18 protein-coding genes and 1 pseudogene are annotated in these 26030 nt (G+C 56.2%); 9 read left to right on the plus strand and 10 right to left on the minus strand.

Going from position 1 to position 26030, the window contains the following annotated elements; all coding sequences use genetic code 11:
- Positions 1–29: 29 nt before the first annotated feature.
- The 7 genes from H3U90_RS03600 to dnaA form a co-directional block, all read right to left on the minus strand.
- The gene (locus H3U90_RS03600; protein ID WP_198177075.1) at positions 30–656 is read right to left on the minus strand and encodes a DUF3566 domain-containing protein; all 627 of its coding nucleotides are present in this window, start codon (positions 654–656) and stop codon (positions 30–32) included.
- 104 nt (positions 657–760) lie between these two features.
- Entirely contained in the window at positions 761–3388 is a 2628-nt protein-coding gene (gene gyrA, locus H3U90_RS03605) for a DNA gyrase subunit A (RefSeq protein ID WP_415873754.1), read from the minus strand.
- Positions 3389–3522: 134 nt separating this feature from the next.
- Entirely contained in the window at positions 3523–5562 is a 2040-nt protein-coding gene (gene gyrB, locus H3U90_RS03610) for a DNA topoisomerase (ATP-hydrolyzing) subunit B (RefSeq protein ID WP_232340603.1), read from the minus strand.
- Positions 5563–5854: 292 nt separating this feature from the next.
- The gene (locus tag H3U90_RS03615; protein WP_198177078.1) at positions 5855–6352 is read right to left on the minus strand and encodes a DUF721 domain-containing protein; all 498 of its coding nucleotides are present in this window, start codon (positions 6350–6352) and stop codon (positions 5855–5857) included.
- Positions 6349–7611, minus strand: a complete 1263-nt coding sequence (gene recF, locus H3U90_RS03620; protein ID WP_198177079.1) for a DNA replication/repair protein RecF — start codon at positions 7609–7611, stop codon at positions 6349–6351. Before recF ends, H3U90_RS03615 begins: the two co-directional genes overlap by 4 nt.
- Positions 7612–7639: 28 nt before the next feature.
- Positions 7640–8764, minus strand: coding sequence for a DNA polymerase III subunit beta (gene dnaN, locus H3U90_RS03625; protein WP_198177080.1), 1125 nt, complete (start codon positions 8762–8764; stop codon positions 7640–7642).
- 414 nt (positions 8765–9178) lie between these two features.
- On the minus strand, positions 9179–10921 hold the full coding sequence (gene dnaA / locus H3U90_RS03630; protein ID WP_198177081.1) for a chromosomal replication initiator protein DnaA: 1743 nt from the start codon (positions 10919–10921) through the stop codon (positions 9179–9181).
- Between the two features lie 331 nt (positions 10922–11252).
- On the opposite strand from dnaA, the gene rpmH reads away from it, so the two are divergent.
- From rpmH to H3U90_RS03670, 8 genes and pseudogenes are all read left to right on the plus strand, one after another.
- Positions 11253–11387: a 50S ribosomal protein L34 gene (gene rpmH, locus H3U90_RS03635; RefSeq protein WP_015022700.1), complete on the plus strand. Its 135-nt coding sequence runs from the start codon at positions 11253–11255 to the stop codon at positions 11385–11387.
- 26 nt (positions 11388–11413) lie between these two features.
- Positions 11414–11806, plus strand: a pseudogene (gene rnpA / locus H3U90_RS03640) (ribonuclease P protein component); the annotation flags it as partial.
- A 110-nt stretch (positions 11807–11916) separates the two neighbouring features.
- Positions 11917–12228: a membrane protein insertion efficiency factor YidD gene (gene yidD / locus H3U90_RS03645; protein WP_198177083.1), complete on the plus strand. Its 312-nt coding sequence runs from the start codon at positions 11917–11919 to the stop codon at positions 12226–12228.
- 2 nt (positions 12229–12230) lie between these two features.
- Positions 12231–13253: a membrane protein insertase YidC gene (yidC, locus tag H3U90_RS03650; protein ID WP_024627111.1), complete on the plus strand. Its 1023-nt coding sequence runs from the start codon at positions 12231–12233 to the stop codon at positions 13251–13253.
- A 189-nt stretch (positions 13254–13442) separates the two neighbouring features.
- On the plus strand, positions 13443–14084 hold the full coding sequence (locus tag H3U90_RS03655) for a Jag family protein (RefSeq protein ID WP_198177084.1): 642 nt from the start codon (positions 13443–13445) through the stop codon (positions 14082–14084).
- A 426-nt stretch (positions 14085–14510) separates the two neighbouring features.
- Positions 14511–15398: a 16S rRNA (guanine(527)-N(7))-methyltransferase RsmG gene (locus H3U90_RS03660; RefSeq protein WP_198177085.1), complete on the plus strand. Its 888-nt coding sequence runs from the start codon at positions 14511–14513 to the stop codon at positions 15396–15398.
- Between the two features lie 2030 nt (positions 15399–17428).
- On the plus strand, positions 17429–18376 hold the full coding sequence (locus tag H3U90_RS03665) for a ParA family protein (protein WP_198177601.1): 948 nt from the start codon (positions 17429–17431) through the stop codon (positions 18374–18376).
- Positions 18377–18380: 4 nt separating this feature from the next.
- Entirely contained in the window at positions 18381–19973 is a 1593-nt protein-coding gene (locus H3U90_RS03670) for a ParB/RepB/Spo0J family partition protein (protein WP_198177086.1), read from the plus strand.
- Between the two features lie 805 nt (positions 19974–20778).
- Here H3U90_RS03670 and trxB read toward each other — a convergent pair.
- Positions 20779–21723 carry a thioredoxin-disulfide reductase gene (trxB, locus tag H3U90_RS03675; protein WP_198177087.1) on the minus strand — a complete coding sequence of 315 codons (945 nt, stop codon included), beginning with the start codon at positions 21721–21723 and terminating at the stop codon, positions 20779–20781.
- A gap of 108 nt (positions 21724–21831) precedes the next feature.
- On the opposite strand from trxB, the gene H3U90_RS03680 reads away from it, so the two are divergent.
- Positions 21832–22182 (plus strand): hypothetical protein, encoded by a 351-nt coding sequence (locus H3U90_RS03680; RefSeq protein ID WP_198177088.1) that lies wholly within the window; start codon positions 21832–21834, stop codon positions 22180–22182.
- Between the two features lie 1308 nt (positions 22183–23490).
- Here H3U90_RS03680 and H3U90_RS03685 read toward each other — a convergent pair.
- Complete coding sequence (locus H3U90_RS03685) at positions 23491–24705, minus strand: D-alanine--D-alanine ligase family protein (protein ID WP_198177089.1); 1215 nt, start codon at positions 24703–24705, stop codon at positions 23491–23493.
- Positions 24706–24708: 3 nt separating this feature from the next.
- Positions 24709–25992 (minus strand): aminotransferase-like domain-containing protein, encoded by a 1284-nt coding sequence (locus H3U90_RS03690; protein ID WP_198177090.1) that lies wholly within the window; start codon positions 25990–25992, stop codon positions 24709–24711.
- Positions 25993–26030 lie beyond the last annotated feature (38 nt).

Genomic DNA, 26030 nt, shown 5'->3' on the forward strand with positions numbered 1-26030 from the left:
TCGGCCGATTGACTGCTCCGAGCAGGTGTTCAGTCGTCGCCCAAGGTCACGTGGATGCCGCCCACCAGGGAGCTGACCAGGTTGTACAGGAAGGCGAAAATGGTGACCAGAACCACTACTATGACAATCTCGAAAATGGAGAAGATGGTCACCGAACTCAGGACCGTCCCCAGACTCAGCACCTGGCCCAGATCGAAACCACCCGCGTCCAGACCTGTCTTGGAAATGACCTGGGTCAGGTTGTCGAAGAGCCCCATAGCGTTGAGCAGGAACCAGAGCAGGGCAGCGGCCACCACTTGTATGATGCCCCCGGCGATGGCCAGCAGGAAGGTGACCTTGGCCACCGACCAGGGCTCCAACCGGGTCATGGACAGCTGCATGCGCCGGGCCCGAGGCACGTGAGGACGCGCCGCCGAAGCCGAAGCCACAGGCCGGACAGGACGGGATGAGGATACCTTGACCGGACCGGTAGCCGAGGCTGTGGTTCTTGCTGAACGTCCCGATGCCGTCCTGCCGGCTGCAGGAGCCGGGGGAGTGACCGATGATGACCGACGGGACTCGCCCTGTGCGGATTCATCAGCCTTGGTCTTCCCCTTTTGGGACTTACCAGCACCCTGCTTGCCGGCCTTGACCTGCTCCTGATCATCCTGGCTCATCGGCACTCCTTGATCCTTGCGTTCAATGGCCCGCGCATACCGCCGCTGGGCCTGCATGACTTCTTATGAGGCTACCAGTCTTGTCAGACTGGTAGCGGACCAACTCAGTCCTCCTGGGTCAGGCTCTGGCCGTCTCCGGTTCCGGTGGTGGCGATGGGCTGATCCTTGGCTGCCAGGGGAGCGGCAGTAGCCAGGTCACTCTGACCGGCGTCCCCTTCCTGGTCGTCACGTTCGGCATTACGGGCGATGGAAAGAATCTCGTCGCCCTTGTCCGGTTTGGCCAGTGTGACCCCCTGGGTGTTGCGACCGGTCCGCTTAACCTCGGCCACGTCGGAACGGATGACCTTGCCGGACTTCATGATGGCCATGATCTGGTCGTCCTCGTTCACCACCAGGGCGCCGACCAGGGATCCCCGGCCCTCCACCATGGCGATGGCCTTGACGCCATAGCCGTTGCGGCCCTGCAGGCGGTACTCGCTCAGGGCGGTTCGCTTGGCAAAGCCCTCGTCGGTGACCACCAGCAGGTCATCCTCGGACTCACTGGCGATCACGTCCATGCTCAGCAACTCATCACCGGGGCGGAACCGCATGCCCTGGACGCCGGCGGTCTGCCGACCCATGGGCCTCAGGGTGGAGTCATCGGCCGGGAAGCGCACACTCATGCCCTTGCGGGAAACCAGAATGATCTCGTCATCGGCATTGCAGAGGGCGGCACCCACCAGCTCGTCGCTCTGGGGCACCTCCTGTCCCTCCTCGTCGGTAACGGTACCCAGCTCCATCAGCCGCACGGCGATCAGACCACCCTGGCGGGGCGAATCATACTCAGCCAGGCGGGTCTTCTTGACTCGTCCGGTTCGGGTGGCCAGAACCAGATAGTCGGCATCGTCGTAGCCGTGCAGGGAAAGGACCTGTTCAATCCGCTCGCCCGGGCCCAGCTGGAGCAGGTTGGCTACATGCTGCCCCTTGGAGTCGCGGGAACCCTCAGGCAGTTCATAGGCCTTGAGCCGGTACACCCGGCCCTTGTTGGTGAAGAAGAGCAGCCAATTGTGGGTACTGGTCAGGAAGAAGTGGTCCACCACGTCGTCCTCGCGCAGCCGGGCCCCGCGGATGCCCTTGCCGCCGCGGTGTTGGGCCCGGTACTCGTCGGCCTTGGTCCGCTTGACGAAGCCGGAATGGGTGACGGTGACCACCACCTGCTCGTCGGCAATCAGGTCCTCCACGTTCATCTCGCCCGAGTAGGGGACGATCCGGGTACGACGTTCATCGCCGTACTTGTCGACGATCTCGTCCAGCTCGTCGCCCACGATGGTGCGCTGGCGCTCGGGATGGGCCAGGATGTCGTTGTAGTCGGCGATCTTGCGCATGAGATCCTCGTGCTCGTCCAGGATCTTCTGCCGTTCCAGGGCTGCCAGACGACGCAGCTGCATGGCCAGGATGGCATCGGCCTGGACCTCGTCCACGTCCAGCAGCTCCATCAGACCGGTACGGGCCGTCTCCACATCCTTGGAGGCGCGGATCAGGGCGATGACCTGGTCGATCATGTCCAAAGCCTTCAGATAACCCTGCAGGATGTGGTCTCGATCCTCGGCCTCACGCTTCAGATAGCGGGTGCGCCGCTCGACCACGTCCAGCTGGTGGTCAACCCAGTGGCGGATGAAGGCGTCCAGGCTCAGGGTCCTGGGGACCCCGTCCACCAGAGCCAGCATGTTGGCCCCGAAGGTCTGCTGAAGCTGGGTGTGCTTGTAGAGGTTGTTGAGGACCACCTTGGGCACGGCATCGCGCTTGAGCACCAGGACCAGACGCTGGCCGGTGCGGCCCGAGGTCTCGTCGCGCATATCGGCGATGCCCTGGATCTTGCCGTCGCGCACGGCCTCGCGGATGGAGGAGGCCAGCCGGTCGGGGTTGACCTGGTAGGGCAGCTCGGTGACCACCAGGCACATCCTCCCACGGATCTCCTCGGTGTTAACCACTGCCCGCATGGTGATCAGCCCGCGTCCGGTCCGGTAGGCCTGCTCGATGCCCTTGTGACCCAGAATGGTGGCGCCGGTGGGGAAGTCGGGCCCCTTGATGATGGCGATCAGGGCGTTGAGCAACTCCTCCTTGGAAGCCTCGGGATGCTCCAGGGCCCAGTGCACGCCCTTGGCCACCTCACGCAGGTTGTGCGGAGGGATGTTGGTGGCCATGCCCACGGCGATGCCTGCCGACCCGTTGACCAGCAGGTTGGGGAAGCGGGAGGGCAGAACCGTGGGCTCCTGGGTCTTGCCGTCGTAGTTGGGGATGAAGTCGACCGTGTCCTTGTCGATGTCTCGCACCATCTCCATGGCCAGGGGGGCCATGCGGCACTCGGTGTACCTCATGGCGGCCGCCGGGTCGTCGCCTGGAGAGCCGAAGTTGCCCTGGCCGTCCACCAGCGGATAGCGCATGGACCAGGACTGGGCCAGACGCACGATGGTGTCGTAGATGGCCGAATCGCCGTGGGGGTGGTACTTGCCCATGACGTCGCCCACCACGCGCGAGCACTTGTTGTAGCCGCGATCGGGCCGGTATCCACCGTCGTACATGGCGTAGATGACCCTGCGGTGGACCGGCTTCATGCCGTCGCGGACATCGGGCAGGGCCCGCTCCACGATCACGGACAGGGCGTAGGACAGGTAGGATTCCCGCATCTCCTGCTGGAGGTCAATGGGCTGAATCCGTTCGCCCTTGAGGAGGCCGTAATCGGTGTTGTCCATCTCCTGGGGGCTGAGCGGCTCGCGAGACCCGTCGGGCAGGTTGAGGCCGTCCTGGTCCGGACTGTTGTCGTTGTTGTTATCGTCTGCCAAAATCGATCCTTAGCTCAAATTGTGAAAAGGGGAGGGCGTCCGTCTCAGGCGTCGATGAAACGGGCGTCGTGGGCGTTGCGCTGGATGAACAGACGCCGGGGTTCGACCTCGTCGCCCATGAGCATGGTGAAGGTTTCGTCGGCCTGCTCGGCGTCATCGATGCGGATCTTCTTGAGGATGCGGTGTTCCGGGTCCATGGTGGTCTCCCAGAGCTCCTGATAGCTCATCTCGCCCAGACCCTTGTAGCGCTGGATGCCTTCGCCCTTGGGCAGCTGCCGGCCGGAGGCCTTGCCCTCGGCCAGGACCCTGTCGCGCTCGGCATCGGTGTAGACGAAGCTGTGGGGCCCCTTGGTCCACTTGAGCCGGTAGAGCGGCGGCATGGCCACGTAGACGTAGCCGGCCTCGATCATGGGCCGCATGTAGCGGAAGAAGAGGGTCAGGTTCAGGGTGGCGATGTGGGCGCCATCCACATCGGCGTCGGCCATGATGATGACCTTGTGGTAGCGCACCTTGTCGATGTTGAAGTCCTCGCCGTATCCGCCGCCCACAGCCGTGATCAGGGATTCAATGGTGTCGGACTTCATCATGCGGTCCAGACTGGCCCGCTCCGTGTTGAGAATCTTGCCGCGCAGGGGCAGGATGGCCTGGGTCATGGGGTTGCGCCCCTGGATGGCCGAGCCACCTGCGGAGTCGCCCTCCACGATGAACAACTCGCACTCCTCGGGGTCGCTGGACTGGCAGTCCTTGAGCTTGTCGGGCATGCCGGCAGTCTCGAAGATTGACTTGCGACGGGTGTTCTCGCGGGCCTTCTTGGCTGCGATCCTGGCCCGGGAGGCCTCCATGGCCTTCTGGATGATGGCTTTGGCCTCGCCTGGGTGGGCGTCGAACCAGTCGCTCAGCCTCTCGGTCATGACCCGCTGGACGAAGGTCTTGGCCTCGGAGTTGCCCAGCTTGGTCTTGGTCTGGCCCTCAAACTGTGGGTTGGTCAGCTTGACGGAGACCACGGCGGTCAGCCCCTCGCGCACGTCGTCGCCAGAGAGATTGTCATCCTTGTCCTTGAGGATGTTCTTGTCCCTGGCGTAACGGTTGATCATGCTGGTCAGGGCCGCTCGGAACCCCTCTTCATGGGTACCGCCCTCGGTGGTCGCGATGGTGTTGGCGAAGGTGTGCACCGACTCCGAGTAGGCAGTGGTCCACTGCATGGCCACTTCGGCTGAGATGCCCAGCTTCAAGTCCTCGGCCTCGAAGTCGATGACCTCGGCCTCCACAGGCGTGGCCTTCCTAACCTTGACCAGGTAGTCCACATAGTCCTTGATGCCGTTGGCATACTGGTAGCTGACGGACTGGCCCTTCTGCTCCGGGGTCTGCTCCTCGCCCGCCACCTCGTCGCCGGCCTGGTCATTGGGACGCAGGTCGGTCAGGGTGATCCGCAGGCCCTTGTTGAGGAAGGCCATCTGCTGGAAGCGGCTGCGCAGGGTCTCGAAGTCATAGACCGTGGTCTCGAAGATTTTGGGATCGGCCCAGAAGGTCACCGAGGTGCCGGTGCTCTCGTCCGGCCCCATGGCCTGGTCCATGGACAGGGGAGCGGTGGGCTTCTGGTTGCGGAAGTTCTGATGCCAGTGGTAACCCTGTCGACGCACCTGGACATCGATCCGGGTGGACAGGGCGTTGACCACGGAGATGCCCACGCCGTGCAGGCCGCCCGAGACCGCGTAGCCGCCGCCACCGAACTTTCCGCCGGCATGCAGCTTGGTCATCACCACCTCGACGCCGCTCTTGCCCTCGCCTGGCACCTCGTCCACAGGGATGCCGCGGCCGTTGTCGTCCACGCGGATGCCGTTGTCGGGCAGGATGGTGACTTCAATATGGTCGGCGTACCCGGCCAGGGCCTCGTCGACCGAGTTGTCGACGATCTCGTAGACCAGGTGATGCAGGCCCCTGGGGCCCGTCGAGCCGATGTACATGCCGGGACGGACGCGGACCGCCTCCAGCCCCTCCAGCACCTTCAGATCGCTGGCGTCATAATGCTCTGGGGAAAGCGAGTCATCCAGCTGCGCGTCGTCCAGCTGATCCTGGCCCGTCATACCGTCATCCTGAGGCTTGTCCTCCTCATGCTCCCGACCCTCTTGCGGGGTCCTGGACGGGTCAGTGTTGAGTTCTGCCACGGATAGTCCTTTCTGCACCCCCATCGTCGGCCACTGACGACAAAGCGGCTTCCGTTCGTAGTCGAGCGGGGGATCGAGTCATGGTCACCAGGTTCCAAATCGTCCATAAAGGGGCCTTGGAAGCGTTTGACCCTATAACCTATAGATTACCAGCGCTAGGGGACTTTAGGCTTACAGAAAGCTGGCAAAACGGTATTCGCAGATTATGGGTTCACCCGTAGGTGTCGCGTACGCCTCGGCCCGGCGGATCGAACCGTGAACGGCGGAAGCTGTAGTTGTGGGGGCCGGTCACCCGGATCTGCTTGACCGGCATGCCCAGCCGCCTGACAATGGTCGCCTTGAGCTGGGGAACCAGGTAGGTCAGCTGGGTGGCCCAGACCGTGGTCTGCGCCTGGATGATCAGCACGCCATCCCGGTAGGAAACCACCCTCGAATGGGCGGCGATGCCGGGTCCCACCACACTGTCCCACTGGTTGCGCAGCCGGGCCACCTTCAGATGGCTGGTCCACCCGTTTCCGGCAGCCAGGCTGGTCACCACGCCTCCAAGTTTGGCTGGGTCGCGGCCGGGCTTGCCAAATGCGTACCAGGCCTTGCGGGAATTGTCCTCCCGCTGCCGACGAGTGGCGGCCCGTCGGGTGCAACCCTCGAAGACCAGGGCCGGCAGCCGACGCTGATCCAGGTGCAGTGTCTCAACCATGGGCGCCTTCATGACAGGTCGTTCCCCTCCGCCTCATCCGACATACCCGAGTCGCCATTGGCCGTCCCTCTGGTTCGACGCAGGTCCTGCATGGCACTGGCGATGGCCGGATCCTGGGCGGCCGGATCGGATGGCTGCACAGGCTTCAGCCCGGACACATCCACCAGCCTGGCTCCCTGTAGGGAGGGAATATCGCTGTCGGCGGCCACGGTGATCAGCACCTGGTCCTGCTGGCGGGAAAAGTCCAGAATCTGATCCCTGCGGCCTCGATCCAACTGGGCGAAGACATCATCCAGAATGACGATGGGCTCCAGGCAGCGACGATCCTTGACCACCTGCAGCAGAGCCAGCCTCAGAGCCAGGGCCAGGGTCCACATCTCACCATTGGAGGCGAACTCCCTGGCAGGCATGCCACTGAGGGTGAAGGTCAGATCGTCACGCTGGGGACCGATCAGATTGGTGCCCCGGGCCACTTCTCCCGGGTATATCCGCTGAAAGTGGCGGCTGACGGCCTCGGCGACCTCGGGACCGGTCTGCCTGTCAGGTCCGATCTCCTCCAGGGAGGGCCGGTAGGTCAATCGAGCATCCTGACCAGGACCTGCCAGCCGACCATATAAATCACTGAAGGGCTGGCCCAGTGCCTCTACCAGAGCCGCTCGTCGTCGGCTCAGATCCAGACCTGTCCGAATGAACTGTCCGGTCCAGACCTCAAGGCCGGACAGGGCGGCGTCACGCCCGTCACCGGAGAGGTCATGGCCCGCCTGGGAGAGCTGCTTGAGCAGGGCGGCACGCTGTCTGGCCACATGGCGAAAATCCTGCCGAACCTGGAAGTAGTCAGCATCGAGCTGGCTGCCAGCCTGGTCCAGCACGGTCCGCCTGGCTGCCGGCTCCCCGGAGACCATCAGCTGATCTTCGGGGCTGAAGGTCACGCAGGGCACCCGGCCCACCAGGTCACGCTGATAGAGGGAAGGCCCACCGTTGATTCTTCCCCGATTGGCTCCCTTGGCGGCAATAGTCAACTCATAGTCAGTGGCGGCCCCATCCTGCTCCAGCCTGGCCCTGATGGTGGCCTTGGACTGCCCGCGCTCCACCAGTGGCAGGGAAGATGAAGTCCTATGGCTACCGCCGGTGGACAGGACCTCGATGGCCTCGACCAGGTTGGTCTTGCCCAGGCCATTGCGCCCCTCCAGAATGGTCACCCCGGGCTCCAGATCGAGGACACAGTGCTCCCAGGAACGGAAGTGATCCAGAACCAGACGGGAGATGTGCACGGCGATTGTTCCTCGAACCTGCCCGGCGTCAGTTGTTGAAACGCATGGGTACCAGCAGGTAACGGTAGTCCATGGACTCCTCGGAATCCTGCTCCTGCTGACCGTTGAACTCCACAGCCTTGACTGCCGAGGTCATCTTGATGCGGACAAAGGGCTCAGCGATGGCGCCCAACCCGTCGATCAGATAGCTGGGGTTGAAGGCCACTGTGATGTCCTCACCGTCCAGATCCGCCTGCAGAACCTCATGGGCCTGTGCCTCGTCGGCCGTGCCTGCACTCAGGGTCACCTCGTTGCCGGAGAAGACCATACGGATGGGGGCGTTGCGCTCGGCTACCAGGGCCACACGCTTGATGGCATCAATCAGATCCTGCCGGGCGATGACCGCCTGGATGGGGTATTCGTCCGAAAAGAGACGATCCACGGCCGGGAATTCCCCGTCAATCAGCTGGGTGGTGGATATCTTGCCAGCGTTTTCCACGCCCATGATGGTGGGGTTGTCGGCCTCGTAATCCATGGTCACATTCTGGTGCTCGTCAAGGGAACGGGCGATGTCCCGTAACAGAGAGCCGCGGATCAGCATGGAGGTGGAAAAGTCGGCGTCGCGAGGAGTCCAGGTGAAGCTCGAACGGGACAATCTGAAACGGTCGGTGGCGGTCATGACCACCTTGTCCCCGGTGATCTCGGTCTTGACGCTGGTCAGGACCGGACGGCTCTCTTCCCTGGAAACAGCGACGATGGACTGGGAGATGGACTGGATAAAGGTCTCAGCATCCACCTGGCCCATGGGCTCGGGAACGGCAGGGAGGTCGGGATATTCACTGTCAGGCATCAGCTGCAGGGAAAAAGTCGATTTGCCCGAGGTTATGGTCATCTTGGATCCCTCGGTTGACAGGTAGGTCTTCTCCGATGGCAGGGATTTGGTGATATCCGCCAGCAGTTTGCCCAGCACCAATGTCGTTCCGGATTCATCGATCCCTGCCTCGATGTGGTTTCTTGCCGAAACCTCGTAATCGAAAGCAGAAAGCTTCAAAGTTCCGTCGGAGGCTTCCATCTTGATGCCCGCCAGAATCGGTGAAGCCGGTCGGGAGGGGATGATGCGCGTGGTCCAGGCCACTGCATCCGAGAGTGCGGATGAATTCACTTCTACTTTCATGGGAGCCTTCTTGTCGACGAATGAACTGGACTCATTCTATCGAATAGGCCGGGTGATGTGGTTGGAGTGAATGGATGTGCTTGAGTGTGAAGATCATTATTGCATAAATATACATAGAGTCATCGTAATAAGCTCGGTGGATGCTGTGGATAAGTTCTCGAATCCTTGCAACGAGGTGGATGGGCATTACCCGTGTGATGTGGATAAGTGGTGAGATTGATGTGAATAAAAGGTCAAGTTATCCACAAGCGCGGATTCTCGGCTAGTTGTCCACAAATGTCTGGTGGTTATTCGCTACAAATTCACCACTTGTCCCCGAAAAATCGGTGGGTTATTCCCAGGGTTTGCCCACATCCGGGGATAAGTAGGTGGATATCTTTTTCTGTTAATCCACACAGGTATCTGCGTGTCGTATCAGTTCTGAGGTTGCTTGAGCCGGACCGTCAGCTCCATGACGTAGTTGTAAATCTCCCGCTTTTCCTGCATCTCGTTGGATATGCGCGTATAGGCATGCATGACTGTGGTGTGATCGCGGCCGCCGAAGACCTCGCCGATATCTACCAAGGACATGCTGGTCATTTCCCGGGCCAGATACATGGCGATCTGCCGGGCCAGGGCGATGTTCTTGGTGCGGGTGCGGCCGACGATATCATCGAAGGTCAGATGGAAGTACTTGGCCACCTGGGAGATGATGTCAGTGGGCTTGATCTCCACATCCGTAGAGAAGAAATCCTGCAGCGTCTGTTCGGCCAGGGCCGTGGTGACAGGCTGATTATTGAGGCTGGCCACGGCGGTTACACGGGTCAGGGCACCCTCAAGCTCTCGGATGTTCTCAGTGAAGCGTTCCGCGATCAGATCCAGAACCTCGTTGGGGATGCTGACCCCGTTCATGGAAGCCATCATTCTGAGGATGGCCACCCGAGTCTCCCGGTCTGGCGGCTTGACGTCTACGGTCAGACCCGAGTCGAAGCGCGAGATCAGTCGTGATTCGAAGCCTTTCAGATTCTTGGGAGCCACATCCGAGGCGATGACGATGCGCTTATTGGCGTCATGGAGGGCATTAAAGGTGTGGAAGAACTGGTCCAGGGTGGCTTCCTTGCCCCCAAGAAATTGGATGTCATCGATAAGGAGCACATCCACCTGCCGGTAGCGGCGGTTGAATTCCGCGATTTGGCCCGATCCTTGGGTGGAGTTCTGCAGGGCGTCGATGAATTCGTTGGTGAATTCCTCCGAGTTGACGTATCGGACCTTGAGCGAGGGGTCCTTGACCAGAGCATAGTTGCCGATGGCGTTGAGCAGATGGGTCTTGCCCAGGCCCGAGCTGCCGTAGATGCACAAGGGGTTGAAGTCCTGACCTGATCCTTCGGCCACGGCCAGGGCCACGGTCCGCGCAAAGCGGTTGGAGTCGCCCGGGACGAAGGTGTCGAAGGTGGCGTTTTTGTTCAGGTGGGTCTGTGGATCGCGCTCCACCCGGTTCTGGCTCATGGGGAAGCGGGGCACGGTGAAGGCGGGCCGGGATGCGGTCCTCTCTGTCTCACTCGGCTGGTCGGCATCAGCGCCTGCCGTTGGTCTCATAGTGGGGGAGGGCTCGGACAGTTCGGCCTGCATATCCAGGGTCATGGGCACATAGGTACCCTCGTGGAAGTCATTGACGGAAACAATCGGGGACTTGGAGGTTCCAGCATTCTCGGTCCGCCAGCCCGAGCGGACCTCCGAGCTTGATGATCGGTCGGCACCGGCCTGACGCTGATAGTCGCCATAGGGATTCTGAGCTGGACTGGGAACCTGACGGAACTCGCCGCTGCCCGGGGCGGAACCAGCCATGGCTGATGCGTGTTGTTCGTTCGGCTGATCGGCAGCCTTCTGCTTGGCCATCTGCTCCGGATAGACGATTTTGATGGCCGGGAACATTTCCTGGTTGGTGACCAGCTGCAGTGCATTGAGGAGCGGCTGGCTGAGCGGTCCCTGCACAGCCTCCTGGGTGGCCTTGGAGGAGACCCGCAGAACGATGGTGGTGCCGAAGACCGCCTCTGGGGTGATGTCCTCAAGCCAGCCCTTGTCCCTGGAGGTCAGTGAGCTGCTGTAGCGGAGCACCTGCAGGACCGAATCCCAGATTCTCTTGGCCTGGGCAGCGGCATCCAGCGGATCCTGCGCCATCAGTGTGCTCCTCTCTTCTCGACGACGGATTTCCCGGTCTTCCTGCTTCTCTCAAAGTAGACAGTAGCCCATTGTTACACCGACTTTGCGCGGTTATCCACAGGATAGCGTGTTGTATCTGCGCCGAATGTGAATAACAGTGATGTAATTTGTGGATAAGTGAAGATGCTCTTTCTCCCTCTATGACAGGGTTTGCACAGGGTATGGAGCGGTTCTCGCCAGCTGGATGGCGGGGGCTCGTTTGACTCCGTCCCGGCTCATGTGTACCGTGATATAGCTTGACTCATAACGAGCCGTACTCGAGTATGTCTACACACGGGAGCAACGAATTATGAAGAGGACATTCCAGCCCAACAATCGCCGTCGTCACATGAAGCACGGATTCCGCGCTCGCATGCGCACCCGCTCCGGTCGCGCCCTGATCAACCGCCGCCGGGCCAAGGGCCGTCGGACCCTCTCCGCCTGAATCGGATCCCAATCCCTTTTCAGAAGGTGGAGCGGCTGAGGAGCCACCGGGAGTTCACGGCGGTGCTCAGGCGACGCCATCGGGTCAGCAGCAGGGATCTGGTCATACATTACTTGATACCCGGATCTGACCGGACGGCGACCCCGCTGCCGGTGACATCGGCTGTGCGTGAAGGGCGGCATGACATCCTGCCTGCAGGCAGACGCCGCATGGGGCTCGCTGTATCCAAAAATGTGGGTAAGGCTGTGACCAGGAACAAGGTCAAGCGCAGATTCAGGCAACTTGCCGGATCCAAGGAGGACCTGCTGCCATCCTCCTGTGATCTGGTCATGCGCGCCAAACCCAGCGCCGCCAATGCCACCTACAAACAGCTGGAAGAGCAAGTGGACAGGCTCTTCCGCGACCTCATGCGCAAGAGCGGAAAGACCGCCAACGGTCTCGATGTACAGGGACAGTCGGAGTTGCAGCTCGCCGCGGGATCCAAGCGTCAACCGGTTCAACTGCCGGAAGTCCGGGAAGGATGCAGGGCATGAGCGGCCTGGCCTCCCGGGCTCTGCAGGGTGCAGTCCGCTGGTATCAGCGCCACATCTCGCCCCTTTCGCCGCCGAGATGCCGTTACTACCCGACCTGTTCCCAGTATGCTTTGACCGCTCTGAGGAGGTTCGGGGCCTTGCGTGGAACCATCCTGGCCGTTCTGCGGCTCTTGCGTTGCACGCCCTTCAACAATGGCGGGATCGATGACGTGCCCCAAAGATTTTCCATCTTCTATCGGTTCTCGTGGTCCAAGGCCCATGAGGAGGCCCGGCTGACCCCCATGGCCCCAGACAAGGAGACGGCCTGACAATGTTCCAGAACAACGACACTTTTACTTTCGATACGGGCATATACGGCTTCTTCTACAAGATTCTGTACCCCATCGAGTGGCTCATGACCTACATCATGACCTACTGCCACAAGTTCCTGACTCTGATCGGGTTCCATAAGGGTCCCGGCGTGGCTTGGGCGCTTTCGGTAGTGATGCTGGTGCTGGTCGTCAACCTGTGCGTGCTGCCGCTTTTCATCAAGCAGCTGCGATCCATGCAAAAGATGCAGGCCCTGCAGCCGAAGTTGATGAAGATCCAGAACAAGTATCGCAACAAAAAGGATCCGGCCAGCCGAGAGGCCATGAGCCGTGAGACCATGAAGGTCTATCAGGACAACCATGCCAACCCCATGGGGTCCTGTCTGCCCGCGCTGGTCCAGGGCCCGGTCTTCATGACCATGTTCTACGTGCTTTCGGCTGTGCCCTTCATTGCCCGGGGCAAGCGGGCACCCCTGGGAGCATTCAATCGACAGGTGGCACGAGAATTCGAGGAGACCACCTTCTTCGGTCTGAGGATTTCTGACAACTTCATGTCCGCCCAGGGTGCCGGCCGCATAGTCATTGTGGTCTTCATCGTGCTCATGTGCCTGGCCATGTTCTACTCGCAGTTCCACAACGTCCGGCGGAACATGCCCCGGTCGGCCATGCAGGGACAGCAGTACAAGATGCAGCAGATGATGGCCTTCATCTTTCCGGTCATGTACATCTTCTCGGGTATCTACTTCCCCTTCGCCGTGCTGATTTACTGGTTGACCAACAACCTTTGGAACCTGGGCCGAACCCTCTTCCAGGTTCGCCATATGCCCACTCCCGGCTCGCCGGCTGCAGAGAGCAAGGAGGAGCGTGATCACCGACATGAGAACGCTCGTCGCAAGCGCCAGGGGCTGCCCTCTTTGGAGGAGGAGCAGCTGATGGAGGCCAAGCGGTTGGAGGAGGAAGCCCGCAACAACAAGAACGTCTCCCACCAGCGTTCTCAGCCCCACCGCAAACGTCGCGGCCGTTGAGGCGGCTGCTGACAGTGGTGACCGGCGTGGTGACCCAGCTTTCGGTCGGGTGGATACTGGAGTAGTCTGCAATCATCACGTCCGTGTATCCTCAATACTGGACACTCGATTGGTGACCAGGAATCAGACCAGGAATCCAGTGGACCTGAGGTTATGAATCGGATGTAAACGCGTGTAAGGAGAGCATAGATGTCTCAGTCTCTGGACCAGGGAAAGACCATCGAGCAACTCAATGAGGAGGCGGATGTCGCCGCCGACTATCTGGAGGGGTTGCTGGACATCGTCGATTACGAGGGTGATATCGAGATGGGGGTACGCAACCACCGTCCAACCGTGCAGATTGTGGCTGACGACGACACGGATATCAAGCATCTGATCGGCAAGGATGGCGAGGTAGTCGACGCTCTTCAACAGTTGACACGGCTGGCCGTGCAACAGAAGATAGGGGAGCGCTCCCATCTGATCGTGGATGTGGACGGCTTCCTGCGGCGCAAGCGTGAACATCTTCGCGAGCAGGCCCTGGACGTGATTGACGAGGTCCGTGAGACTGGCGAACCAGTCAATATGAAGCCTATGAACTCCTTCGAGCGCAAGATCGTCCATGACATGGTTCGCGAGGAGGGGCTGAAGTCACGCTCCCATGGCGAGGAACCCCACCGTTATGTCACCGTCTACCTGAGGGCCAAGAGCGAAGACGAGGACCTGCCTGACGATGTTGAGGGTGAGCCAGTCGGGTATGATGCCCCGCTGGAGGCGGATGAAACCGATCAGGTCGATGATGCGGCCGACTACGCGGCTGATGACGATCCTGCGGATGCCGATAGGGAGTGACTGTAGAGCCGCGCAGGGCTGTGCGCCGATGGAATACTTATGATGTCGGCCTTTTAGAGCGTTTACGGTTTGATGCGGTCGTACTCCCAAGGCTGTGCCATTTGGCGGGTGTATTGTGACAGCTGCCAGCTGTGTCGAGTCGTCTTGTTCATGATGGCGGTTAGTTCGCCATGATGTCTAATCAGAAATGCCCATGGTTGTTGATCCTCTATCGGAGACTGTACCTATGCTGTTTCCGATAGGATACTGATAAATGGCTCTCGACGCTCTTTTGCGGTTGAAGACCATATGTTGGTGGCAGTCTTAGGGATTCGAAGGTTTTCGATTCTGACAGTGTTAAGTCCCGCGGATACGAGACAGTATGACAATGTCGCAGTCTGTAGCTGTGACCAGACTGGGCGCCGAAGGTGAATGTAAGGAGTTGAAATGGCTGTTGTGGATGAAGAGCTGAACGATAGTCCCCTCTTGAGGCAGGTGCTCGGCGATGCTCTGTTGCCCATGCAGCGTTTTCATGACAAACTCTTGCGCGAGGGTGTAGAGAGGGGCATCATTGGTCCTCGCGATGAAGACATTATTTGGGAGCGACACATTCTCAATTCAGCGGCTGTTGTACCTTTCGTGCGAGAGCGATTAACCACTGACAGTCAGACAGCAACGGTGGCGGATATTGGTTCCGGTGGGGGCTTCCCCGGTATTGTACTGGCAGCTTGCCTGCCGCAGTGCAATGTTGTTCTTGTCGAGCCAATGGAGCGGCGTGTGATTTGGTTGCAGGAAGTCGTTGATGAATTGCACTTGACTAATGCGGTTGTGCTTCGAAAACGTGCAGAGGATCTGGTCCGGAAATCATCCCATGCGTCAACGCGGCATAACAAAAAAGATTTGCATGGCCGGCATCACGATCGCAAGCGAAATGCAGAACAATCTGTTTCCGTTTCCGGCAGTGGTTCCTCAGCTTTTGCTGCGGCAAGAAATGGTGACAGCCAACAAGATGCAGTTGTAAACAGTCATGACTCCTCGACGGTAACTGGTAGAGAAGGTCCAGTAAACGTCGACTTCAATCCTTCGGTTCGACAGAGTTTTGATGTCGTGACGTGCCGAGCTGTAGCCCCCATGACTAAGCTCTCAGGATGGACTCTACCTCTTTTGAGATCGGGAGGTCAGCTTATCGCTCTTAAGGGTCGTTCGGCTCAGGCGGAGCTTGATAAGGCTGCCAAAGAGATAAAAAAATTTCATGGAGAGAATCCACGAGTTTGCAAAGCTCCAGTTGCTCCCGGTCTTGAGGATACTCACGTGGTTCTTGTGGACAAACGCTAAAGCACGACACCGATATGCATTAATGAATGACTGCGGTGTCAGAAACTCGGCCTGATGGCACGTAAGAATCGACTATACAAGATAAAACATTATCTCAATTCAAGATAAAACCATATAGAGTCATTGATCGGAGATTGACTGATTATGTCAGATCAGATTTAGTCGGTCTTTTCCGCGCATCAGCTTGACTGATGCTTAATCAAGATGGATGGATTGATGGATTATAAGGGAATGTAAATAGGCGGGTCATCTTTACTGTCTGCCACGGATGTCCTTTCAGTCTGAAACTTACTAGGTTTTTTGATGTTATAGATTGACCTCAGCATCACAAACCACAGTCCACGCGATTTATCATTGCTATATTATTTGAAATATAGATGTTCTATCTCTTGGTTATTCCGAATCGGGCTGCGACTCTTTGGCTTTAGCCTGTCAGTATCATTCCATCCCGATCTAGTATTCCATACAATATTGCTCAAGTAGTATGATGTTTTATCTCGGACTTGGACGTACCGCTATCATTCTGACGTTGTATTTAAATTCTCTGGAGACGTCGTCCTTTAGCTGTTTAGTGATCCATCAATTGACTTGTTTCAATTATTAGACTTTTGTTGCTATGCTCGTCTTACTGTCCCTATATAGATGTTTCCTTCACATCAGGGGAGCCATTGCTTCTTGACCAGTGTGTTGATCTTTGTGCTTCCTCATTAACATTCATAGAGTCATGCAGTTCTAGCGTATGTGCGGAAATCATATGAACCATTGATTAATTAGCACAGAGAAGTCTTCGAATCAGTCCTCGGCATGTAATATTCCTGAGATGTCGGAGTACCGGGACAACTGAATTGAGCATTACGAATCCTATTCACCGGTATCAGATTAGTTCATTTGGTGATGTTTCACGTGAAACATCACCAAACAAATATTGGCTTTGATCCGTTTCAGGTAAACAGTACCCCATTGATTACTGGCTTGGTCGATCCAAATGGCTCAGTGGACCGTTGAAGGTAGGAATTTGCGTATGATTCTATTTTTGAGAAGCGCCGTTCAAACCTATTAGATTTTGTAGCATCAACGCACAGAATTTCATACAGTGAGTGCCACTGCTTGTCGATGGTTTCTAGATAGAGATCGGTTGGAATGTTTCACATGAAACAATCACTTCAAATAGCAAGAATCTAGATCAAGGTTATTGGAGCATAGGGGAAAGAATATCGCAATGCTATTTTAAGTATTAATAAGAAAAGTAGTTCATGGCCCTTTCTTTGATAGTGATGCTTTAACCATAATCGCACAAACTCAAATGAAACATTGATCGGTAAATGTCCGCCCATTACATGGCGATATGAAAATCCACGCTAGGAATAACAGGTTTAGTGGTGTTCACTAAAACCATAAGTAGTTAATGCTCTTGGATGAAAAGATGTGAAAATAAAACAGACAAAGCAATGTCGCTGGACTGTGTAGAACTGATAATCAGCGGAGCAACTATATTTCTGGGGAAGCCTAGATGTTTCACGTGAAACAATATTCTGTTGTTTTAGTATTGGGCTTGTCGCCCAAAGTTCAATCTGGGGATGCTGCAGTATTTATAGCGTCCATCCAATATGCGGATTGTTCATTGATTATAACCATGAATGTTGATGCTTAAATTGACGACGTAAGCAATTTATCGATTCGCTACACTTAAGTTATGCACAATTGAGACCCGGTGGTTGAATTATCCACATTATTGTCTGTGAACCATGGCAGGAGTTGTGAGGTGGCAGAATTGTCAATAATTGCAAGGCAAAACGAATAATCTAAGGGAAGGGTCCATTCCATAGGTGTTGATGAAGCTATCCACACTTATCCACAGTTATGAACAAGGACGGTGTATAACTTGCGGCCGCTCTGACATGTCCAACGAGGACGGGAAAATTGAATGGTTACCAAAAGGAGGAAGGTTCGTGACCGCATCGAAGAAGGTGAAACCCGTTTCGAGAAATACCCCGGAAGTCGGTGAGCAACCCACGCCGAACACATCAGGTATGGAAACGGCAACGGATATTCTGAATCGAATATTCGCTGACGGGACCGGTTCGGTGTCCGGTGCGGAGATGGCAGATCTATCTGCGCGATATCAGGCCTTGCGTAAGGCTGAGTTCCCTCACCCTGCAAAAACTCGCTTCATTGCCATTGCAAACCAAAAAGGCGGGGTAGGGAAAACCACGACCACCGTTAATTTGGCATGTTCGTTTGCTGAATTTGATCAACGTGTGTTGGTCATCGATATGGATCCCCAAGGCAACGCATCCACTGCACTGGGTGTGGCTCACGAATCCGGGACGCCGTCAACATATGATGTGCTTGAGGGTCGTCTTGGTATCGACGACGTTAAGGTGGTTTCCCCTGAATTCCCCAACCTTGAGGTCGTCCCATCTTCGATTGATTTAAGTGGTGCTGAGCTCGAAGTTGCGGATATGCCCAACCGCAATCAACTCATGAAAAAAGCAGTTGCCGACTATCTCAAAGTTTGCCATCAGCATTATGACTATGTTCTTGTTGATTGCCCGCCCAGTCTTGGATTGCTGGTTCTAAATGCTATGTGTTCAGTCAATGAGGTATTGATTCCAGTGCAAGCTGAATACTATGCTCTCGAAGGACTGCAACAGTTGCTGCATACCATAGGGCTTGTTCAGCAGAGCTATAATCCTTATCTCGTAATCTCGACCATGTTGTTGACTATGTATGACAGACGGACACTGCTCAGCAAAGAAGTGTTTGATCAGGTCAAGGAACATTATCCAGAGATAGTGCTTAATACGACCATCCCGCGTTCAGTCAAAATCTCTGAAGCTCCCAGCTTCCGACAAAGCGTTGTCACCTACGACCCTAAGGGAGCAGGTGCTATCGCATATGAAGAGGCAGCGTTAGAAATCGCCCAGAGGTCCGAGCAAGTGCTAGAACACATAGCCAATAGAAGACAGGGGGAGTGAGGACATGACAAGCCGTTCACGGTTGGGCAAGGGCTTGGGGGCTCTATTCCCCGCCCTGCCAGGTGAAGATGACGAAACCAATGTTGAAAAAAGTCGACAACAAGATGACAAAGTACCGAATTCAGGTAACGAGCAGCCTACCCTTCAAGGCTTGTCTAAGCAATCGGCCGGACAACAGGGCCCACTGACGGATGCCTCAGAAAAAGAAGGAGCCAAAAGAGAACGCAAGACAATGCATTCAGGTCGTGCAAGTTCTCAACTTGCTGCAACGGCAACTTCTTCCAAGAGCGGTCGCAAACGTTCCAAGACGGGACAAAGACGTGTCAGCATTTCTGAGTCTCTCGGCGAGGATGTTTCACGTGAAACATCCACTTTGAAGAGGACTACCAAGCGTCGGTCTGTCCCGTCCATCAGCAGCCTGGAACACCCAAGTGATCTGTTCTTTGGACCTACGACGACAAATGTTTCACGTGAAACATCGTCCATGATGGAATCGGGCGAGAGTGTCGACCGTCAGGCAAACGAGACTCGGCAAAGCACCAACCGTGCAGGTGCTGTTCGCAATGATAGCGAGCCGAATAAGACGGAGGGCAACAGCCAAGAGCTGTTGAAACCTGTCCAGGGTGGGTACTTGGCCGAAGTGCGTGTGGATGATATCAGGCCTAACGCCCAGCAACCACGGCATATCTTCGATGAAGACGAGCTGTTGGAGCTATCCCGCTCCATCAAGGAAGTCGGTGTATTGCAGCCTATAGTAGTGCGTAGGTCGACTCTTGCTGACGGCCCACGGACAATCGAGGATAAGACCACCTCGGTTGGCGATGGGAGAAGTAAATCCAAAGCAATTGATGCTGAGACCGGTGAGGAACGATCGAGTCAGCTTCCAAATCAGAAAGAGGCGAATCTGCGGCAAACAACTCATTATGAAATCATAATGGGTGAGCGTCGTTGGCGAGCTACCCGATTGGCTGGTCTGGATACCATACCTGCAATTGTGAAAACTACGAGCGATGACACCATGCTGCGCGATGCCTTGCTCGAGAATCTTCATAGAGTGGCTCTTAATCCCTTGGAAGAAGCAGCCGCTTATCAGCAGATGATTGATGAGTTTGGCTTGACTCAGGACGGTTTGTCCAAGTCAATCTCTAAGTCAAGACCACAGATCACCAACACACTTCGATTGTTGAAGTTGCCCCCGAGTGTGCAGAAAAAGGTTAGCTCAGGCGTGCTGTCAGCCGGACATGCCCGTGCCCTGCTAACTTTGCCGGATGAAAAGTCAATGGCTGCCCTGGCAGACAAGATCATTGCTGAAGGTTTGTCGGTAAGATCTACCGAAGAACTTGTCGCGTTGCAGACAGGGTCGGCGAAGAAGAAAGCAAAAAAGCCTAGAGTAAATGCCTGGGCGGATAGTCCTGTGCGCCAGGATTTGGAAAGTCACTTTGATACCAAGGTGGCTATTAAGGGCACGAAAAAGCACGGGAAGATAGAAATCGTATTTTCTTCACCTGAAGACATGGACCGCATCGTCGCCATTCTCTTGGAGAAGAATCAAACCGCAAGCAATGACGGTCATTCGGGCGATAAAGGCTGGATCTGATCCCGTAGTTTGATACGATTCTTAAAAAGCGACTGCGGGGGTTACTCATCCAAACCCCGCCGCTCATGCAAGCGATTGCTTCGTAGCTTAGTCTGGTTTTGTCTGAGCTGATAAGCAATCGCTGTCTTTCTCTTATTTGTCTTAGTGTCGGAATGATTCGGCAGTTATCAGCATGTGCTACTCAAAGAACTCTGTGTTTGTACTGAAAGATAGTGTGCAATACACATATTGCTGGCAAACTGTAGACTGTGACAACCTGCTGACGAACAAGCCTGGTCATTTTGGCAGGTAACTACTCCTGAGTGGATTGTTATCTCCAATCCTCGGTATCTCAAATGCATAGCTGTCGATAAACGGATGGGTATGTTCAAGAAAAAGATATGCAGTGAGGCGTTGACTGGTTGACTAATTGGCTGGTTGGGAATTATCGGATAGTTGCTTAGGTATGTGTCAGATAGCCATAAAAGTCCTTATGGCTTGTATACGACTTTTGAGGGAGGATAGCTCTGGCCCAAAAGGGAGTTAGCAAACCTCGACAGGCGAGGTTTGTAGGGTTTGCGATGTGTCGATGGGGGAGGGCTGGTCGTGGGGTGCTGTCTCGGCGGAGAGGGTCTTATATGTCAGCGGGGAACGATTGGAGCAGCTTTAGGATTTGTCGTTTTCCTGTTGGGTAGAGGGTCTGGTTGCGGTCAATGAATAACTAAAGGAAACTTGATAGGCAGCTGTGCGTAATCAATAAACAAAGTGCCTGGCATTTACAAACTTCCAGGCACGTAAATTCTTGTTTGTGAAGGCGTATCAAGCCTTATCGGTTATCCAAACTCGTAAGATATTCCTGAGCATCGAGTGCAGCACGGCAACCCATGCCAGCAGCGGAAATGGCCTGACGATAAATCTTGTCGGTGACATCACCAGCGGCAAAGACTCCAGGTACAGAAGTCTTCGTTGACCCACCCTCGACCAGGATATAGCCGTCCTGATCCAGGTCAACTTGGCCATTAAGGAAAGCAGTCTGAGGGGTGAATCCAATGGCGACGAAGACTCCGTTAACTGGAATGGTGGATTGCTGGCCTGTGGCTGTATTGCGTACGTCCAAGGAGGTAACGCCACTATCGTCGCCGTTGATCCGTGTGACGACCGAATCAAGAAGGAAGTTGATCTTGTCATTGGCCTTGGCACGGTCCACCATGATTTTTGAAGCGCGGAAGCCTTGGCGGCGATGGATCAGTGTGACAGAAGAGCCGAAACGGGTCAGGAAGTCCGCGTCACCCATAGCAGAGTCACCGCCGCCAACAACTACGATCGGCTTGTTTTTGAAGAAGAAGCCGTCGCATGTGGCGCAGTAGGATACCCCTCGTCCTGAGAACTCGCGCTCGCCAGGAATGTCCAATTTACGATACTGCGAACCAGTGGTGATGACGACGGATCGAGCTTGGTATTCTTGGCCGCCATCGGTGGTGATCCGCTTGATGTCTCCGTGCAAGTCGACTGAGACGACATCATCGTATTCGATCTGAGCACCAAAATGTTCGGCCTGGTCGCGCATCTGATCCATCAAATCGGGACCGAGCACTGCTTTAGGGAATCCTGGGAAGTTTTCAACTTCCGTCGTGTTCATAAGCTGACCGCCGGGCGTTAGAGCTCCAGCAATAACGAGTGGAGCATATCCAGCTCTGCCAAGATAAATGGCGGCGGTGTATCCAGCGGGTCCGGACCCTATAACAATGGCATCATGAACAGTTTGCTTCATAACGCTACTGTATCCATTTAGGATGACTGGGTCACACGCGGTGGGCGAAAAGGGCGCTTGTATCTCACAGTCAGCTGGGTTCTGACAGAAGCAGGCTATCCTTGAACCATGGAGAAAACCGTAATAGTAGCCATTGTAACCAATATTGGGACGATTCTGGTGCTGATTTGGTTTATGCTCCGAGTTAATCGGTTGCTGCGGGAGCACCCTAGCCACCAAATAGAGGACAAGAGTGAGGATGACAGCTGGTATAGCTGGCGTTTTTGGAATCCTCCGAGTCCCGATGAGAATGACGACGACTTGGATGCTGATTCTCCGATAACAGACAAAAGCTTTGATCCTGATGGAGATGTGACTGCTAGGACTGCCGACCAGTATGTACCCTCAGCTCAGGACGGACCTGGTGAAAATTCTTCGCACGCATCGGACAAGGGCGAGGGAAGCAGCAGGGACAAGTAAGATATATCTAGCCAGGCAGTAACATAGACGGTTCAAACACGGTGGGGCACAGTTTCAACAGATAGTTCGATCTTGCGAAAGTACGGTCTTTCGACAAACATGGATGCGCCTGGATATGTGTATATGTACCCTCTGATTTGCAGGGGATTGATTGTCTTGATCTATGGACTTTTATTGATAGGCTTTGCAGCGGGCGCGTAGGAGCAAACCGCGTAAGCAATATGACCCGATGGATTAATGCTGATATGAAGATCGCACTCTCAACGATGAGGATGAGCGATTCGACGAATGAATTGGTGCATCAATACTGGTGACAGAATAGCAATTTACTGATGCGGACTCAGCTCTCATTCGAAGTCTTGGTGGCAAGTAAAGAGGCTTCGATTCTTGAAGACACTAAAGCGGCGATGCCTATATATCGATATGTGTAGTCACGTCCGCTTGACCGATAACAAGGTAAAACATCCTGTGCTGAATGACGCAGAACTCATGGTGGTTGCGATTCCATGAAGGTTGTGTTCATTTTCATCCGTCCCATATCTTTATTCGACTCGCACTGTTGACGAGCGGGAATCGCTGTCAATCACAGGCGCTGTATCAGTGGGACCTACGCTGGAGTTGATGAAGTAAGTTGTTATTTCCGGGATGTTTCACGTGAAACATTTGATGCCGGCCACGATTGCATGCAAGGGTATGAAGCGATACAGCTGTCTATTGTGAGTTGAGTCCTGGAGAGCGACCAGCCATTCCGGTATTGGTAATTTATTCGCCTGCGTTGCTTCTGCACGTTAGCCTTGTCAACAATACAAAAACCGACACTGAACATCCCTTTGGATCAATCATGGCTTTGGCTGAGAAGTAAAGATGAGGTGGGGTAGTAAAGGAGAAGCGAGTTAGTAAAGGAAGGTAGTGAAGGAGGGGAGTAAGTGGAAACGGAGCATAAAGGGGAAACGAAGAGTCGAGCTTGACGCATGGAGGGAGGAAGGAAATAACCGACGAGGGGTGGTGGATGGTGAACAACTGGCATTTGATTGCCGGAGAAGAATGATGATGAGAATTAAGAATAATAAACGCAGAATAGAGCATCGGGTTTAATGAATACGAACTGTTAAACCTTACTGTGCCAAACTGTTTATCCGTACTGTGTGTAGAGTACCCGCCATGCGTATTATATGCTCTGCCTGTATTTGCAGGCTAGGGCTATTGCAGGTCCGCACGATGTATATCGCGCAAATTGCACACCATACATCGGGCGGATCTTGCTTATGAAAACCGAATGACAGGCAGAACCAGACGGGCCTTGAAGCTTCAGTTGGTCCGTTTTTGATTCAAAACTGATTGAACCAATGCAGTGTATAGCTCTGGTAGATTGTAGCCGGCAGCCAAGGCTGATTGTGGCAGAAGCGAGGTGTCCGTCATGCCGGGCGCTACGTTGGACTCCAGGAATTGTGGCTGTCCTTGGGCATCAACGATGAAGTCGGTGCGTGAGATGTCGCGGAGCCCCAAAGCCCGGTGGGCGGTCAGCGCGGCATCGCTCACAGCCTGTGTGGTCTTGGCATCCAGTCGGGCTGGAACATAGAACTCTGTCGGGCCGGGTGTGGAACGAGCTTCGAAATCGTAGGTGCCTGAGGGAGTCCAGATTTCAAGCGGAGGCAGCACCAGGGGGTGTCCGTCAAACTCGAGAATGGACACAGAGACCTCGGTGCCCGTGACAGCCTGCTCGATCAGCGCTACATCACCATAGGCAAAGCAGTTGATCAGCGCCTGAGTGAGTTGGCTCTGTTCAGTCACCATGGTGCACCCCATGGCTGAGCCGCCCATGGTGGGCTTGATGAAGAGCGGGAGCCCCAGCGAGCCGAGAAGCATATCGATAACGGGTTCGACACCCAGCTCGCGGAACATGGATTCGGGCAGCGTCACGGAATGCGGAGTGTGCAATCCGGCCATACGGACAACGTTCTTGGCGATGGGCTTGCTCCAAGCGGTCCGTGAGGCCTTGGCCCGGGATCCGATGTAAGGCAGTCCCGCCATCTCCAAGACATCACGGATGGAGCCGTCTTCGCCGTTGGCGCCGTGCAGCAGAGGCCAAACCAGATCGGGGCGGGTCGACTCGTCGGTCAGGTACGGCAGAAGCGAGCCATCCATGTCGTGGACGTGGACTGTCCACCCGGCCTCCTCCAGGAATCCCTGGACCCGATGTCCCGAGCTGATGGAGACATCACGCTCATGGCTGAGGCCCCCGCAGATCACCAGGATCGACTTATCAGCACGCTTGGTGGCCTTGCTGGCCAGGGAGGTGACATCGTCCATGGTGACTGGCGTAGCCTCACGGATGGAGCGATGTGAGGTCCGCCTGGCTTTTTTGGCCACTTCGCCAGCAGCTGTGGCTGAAGTGGTGGCCGCAGTGCTGGTCGGGCTTGCGACCGTGGTCGTTGTCGCGCTCGCGGTTGCCTTGGCCTTGCTGGCTGCCGCGGTTTTGCCCCTGGTCTGCTGCCTAGGTGTCTTGCTGTGCTTGGCCGCCATGATTCAGCCCCTTTCCTTGCCGCTGTCAGGCTCGAACAGCCGGACGGTGGCGAGTTCATTCTCGATGACCGTGGATAGTCTGCGTATTCCTTCGCGGATCCGATCGGGGGTGGGATAGCAGAAGGACAGGCGCATATGGTCTGCCCCCTCCCCGTTATCGTAGAAGGCTGTGCCAGACACGTAAGCCACCTTGGCGGTGATCGCCCTGGGCAGCATGTCCTTGGCGTTGAGCCCCTGGGGTATCTGCAGCCAGATGTAGAAGCCACCCTTGGGCTTGAGCCATGAACAGTAGGGCAGGTATTCCTTCAAAGCCTCGTCCATGGCATCGCAGCGTTCCTTGTACATCCCCCGGTAGTCGTTGATCTGTGACTTCCAGTCGAAGTTGTCCAGATAGGTGGTGATAGTCATCTGGCTCATGTTGGAAGGACAAAGGATGGCTGACTCGTTGGCCAGAACCAGCTTCTGTCGGATGCCAGGAGGTGCAACCATCCAGGCCACGCGCATACCCGGAGCGATGATCTTGGAGAAGCTACTCAGGTAGACAATGCCCTCGGAGTCGTAAGAGCGCAGGGCCGGATAGGTCTGGCCGTCGAAGGCCAGCAGTCCATAAGGATTGTCCTCCACAATGAGCACATGGTACTTTCGGGCGATTTCGATGATTCGCGGCCTCCGCTCGACGCTCATGGTGGCGCCGGCAGGATTGTGGAAGTTAGGCACGGTGTAGAGGAACTTGACCGCCTTGCCCTGGCGGCGCTGCTCCAGAATGGTCTCCTCCAGAGCCTCGGGGATCAGCCCGTCGCCGTCCATGGCCACGTTGACCACATCGACCTGGAAGGATTGGAAGACGCCCAGGGCACCTACATAGTTGGGCGCCTCAGCCAGCACTACATCGCCGGGGTCGCACATGATTCTGGTAATCAGGTCCAGTCCCGATTGGGAACCGTTGACGATGACCACATCATCCGGCTGGACGTCCTTGATGCCTTCCAGCTCCATAATGGGCAGCACGTCTTCGCGCAGGTGGGGATCGCCCTGTGCCGATCCATACTGCCAGGCCACCTGGCCCTTGCTCCGCAGCATGTCGCCAAGCTGGTCGGCCAACTTGTCGAAGGGCATCCGCCCCAGGTAGGGCATGCCACCCGCCAGGGAGACCACCTCGGGCCGGTTGGCCACGGCGAAGAGGGCACGGATCTCGGAGGCGCGCATCTGCTCGGCTCGAGTTGCATAGGAGCTGTACCAAGGATCGTTCTTGATGACCTTGGACGCGATATTGGGATCATCCGCCATAACTGACTTCCGCCTTCCTGCCGCCGTTGTCTAAGGAA

The organism is Bifidobacterium sp. W8103 (assembly GCF_016100775.1).
In the GTDB taxonomy this organism is placed as follows: domain Bacteria; phylum Actinomycetota; class Actinomycetes; order Actinomycetales; family Bifidobacteriaceae; genus Bombiscardovia; species Bombiscardovia choladohabitans.

What these genes read in the sequence shown, in the direction of transcription:
- H3U90_RS03655 (WP_198177084.1), top strand. Translation starts at nt 13,443, where the DNA reads ATGTCTCAGTCTCTGGACCAGGGAAAGACCATCGAGCAACTCAATGAG.
- H3U90_RS03670 (WP_198177086.1), top strand. Translation starts at nt 18,381, where the DNA reads ATGACAAGCCGTTCACGGTTGGGCAAGGGCTTGGGGGCTCTATTCCCC.
- H3U90_RS03690 (WP_198177090.1), bottom strand. Translation starts at nt 25,992, where the DNA reads ATGGCGGATGATCCCAATATCGCGTCCAAGGTCATCAAGAACGATCCT.
- H3U90_RS03600 (WP_198177075.1), bottom strand. Translation starts at nt 656, where the DNA reads ATGAGCCAGGATGATCAGGAGCAGGTCAAGGCCGGCAAGCAGGGTGCT.
- yidD (WP_198177083.1), top strand. Translation starts at nt 11,917, where the DNA reads ATGAGCGGCCTGGCCTCCCGGGCTCTGCAGGGTGCAGTCCGCTGGTAT.
- H3U90_RS03660 (WP_198177085.1), top strand. Translation starts at nt 14,511, where the DNA reads ATGGCTGTTGTGGATGAAGAGCTGAACGATAGTCCCCTCTTGAGGCAG.
- H3U90_RS03665 (WP_198177601.1), top strand. Translation starts at nt 17,429, where the DNA reads ATGGAAACGGCAACGGATATTCTGAATCGAATATTCGCTGACGGGACC.
- rpmH (WP_015022700.1), top strand. Translation starts at nt 11,253, where the DNA reads ATGAAGAGGACATTCCAGCCCAACAATCGCCGTCGTCACATGAAGCAC.
- dnaA (WP_198177081.1), bottom strand. Translation starts at nt 10,921, where the DNA reads ATGGCGCAGGATCCGCTGGATGCCGCTGCCCAGGCCAAGAGAATCTGG.
- yidC (WP_024627111.1), top strand. Translation starts at nt 12,231, where the DNA reads ATGTTCCAGAACAACGACACTTTTACTTTCGATACGGGCATATACGGC.
- trxB (WP_198177087.1), bottom strand. Translation starts at nt 21,723, where the DNA reads ATGAAGCAAACTGTTCATGATGCCATTGTTATAGGGTCCGGACCCGCT.
- H3U90_RS03685 (WP_198177089.1), bottom strand. Translation starts at nt 24,705, where the DNA reads ATGGCGGCCAAGCACAGCAAGACACCTAGGCAGCAGACCAGGGGCAAA.
- dnaN (WP_198177080.1), bottom strand. Translation starts at nt 8,764, where the DNA reads ATGAAAGTAGAAGTGAATTCATCCGCACTCTCGGATGCAGTGGCCTGG.
- H3U90_RS03615 (WP_198177078.1), bottom strand. Translation starts at nt 6,352, where the DNA reads ATGAAGGCGCCCATGGTTGAGACACTGCACCTGGATCAGCGTCGGCTG.
- gyrA (WP_415873754.1), bottom strand. Translation starts at nt 3,388, where the DNA reads ATGGACAACACCGATTACGGCCTCCTCAAGGGCGAACGGATTCAGCCC.
- gyrB (WP_232340603.1), bottom strand. Translation starts at nt 5,562, where the DNA reads ATGACGGGCCAGGATCAGCTGGACGACGCGCAGCTGGATGACTCGCTT.
- H3U90_RS03680 (WP_198177088.1), top strand. Translation starts at nt 21,832, where the DNA reads ATGGAGAAAACCGTAATAGTAGCCATTGTAACCAATATTGGGACGATT.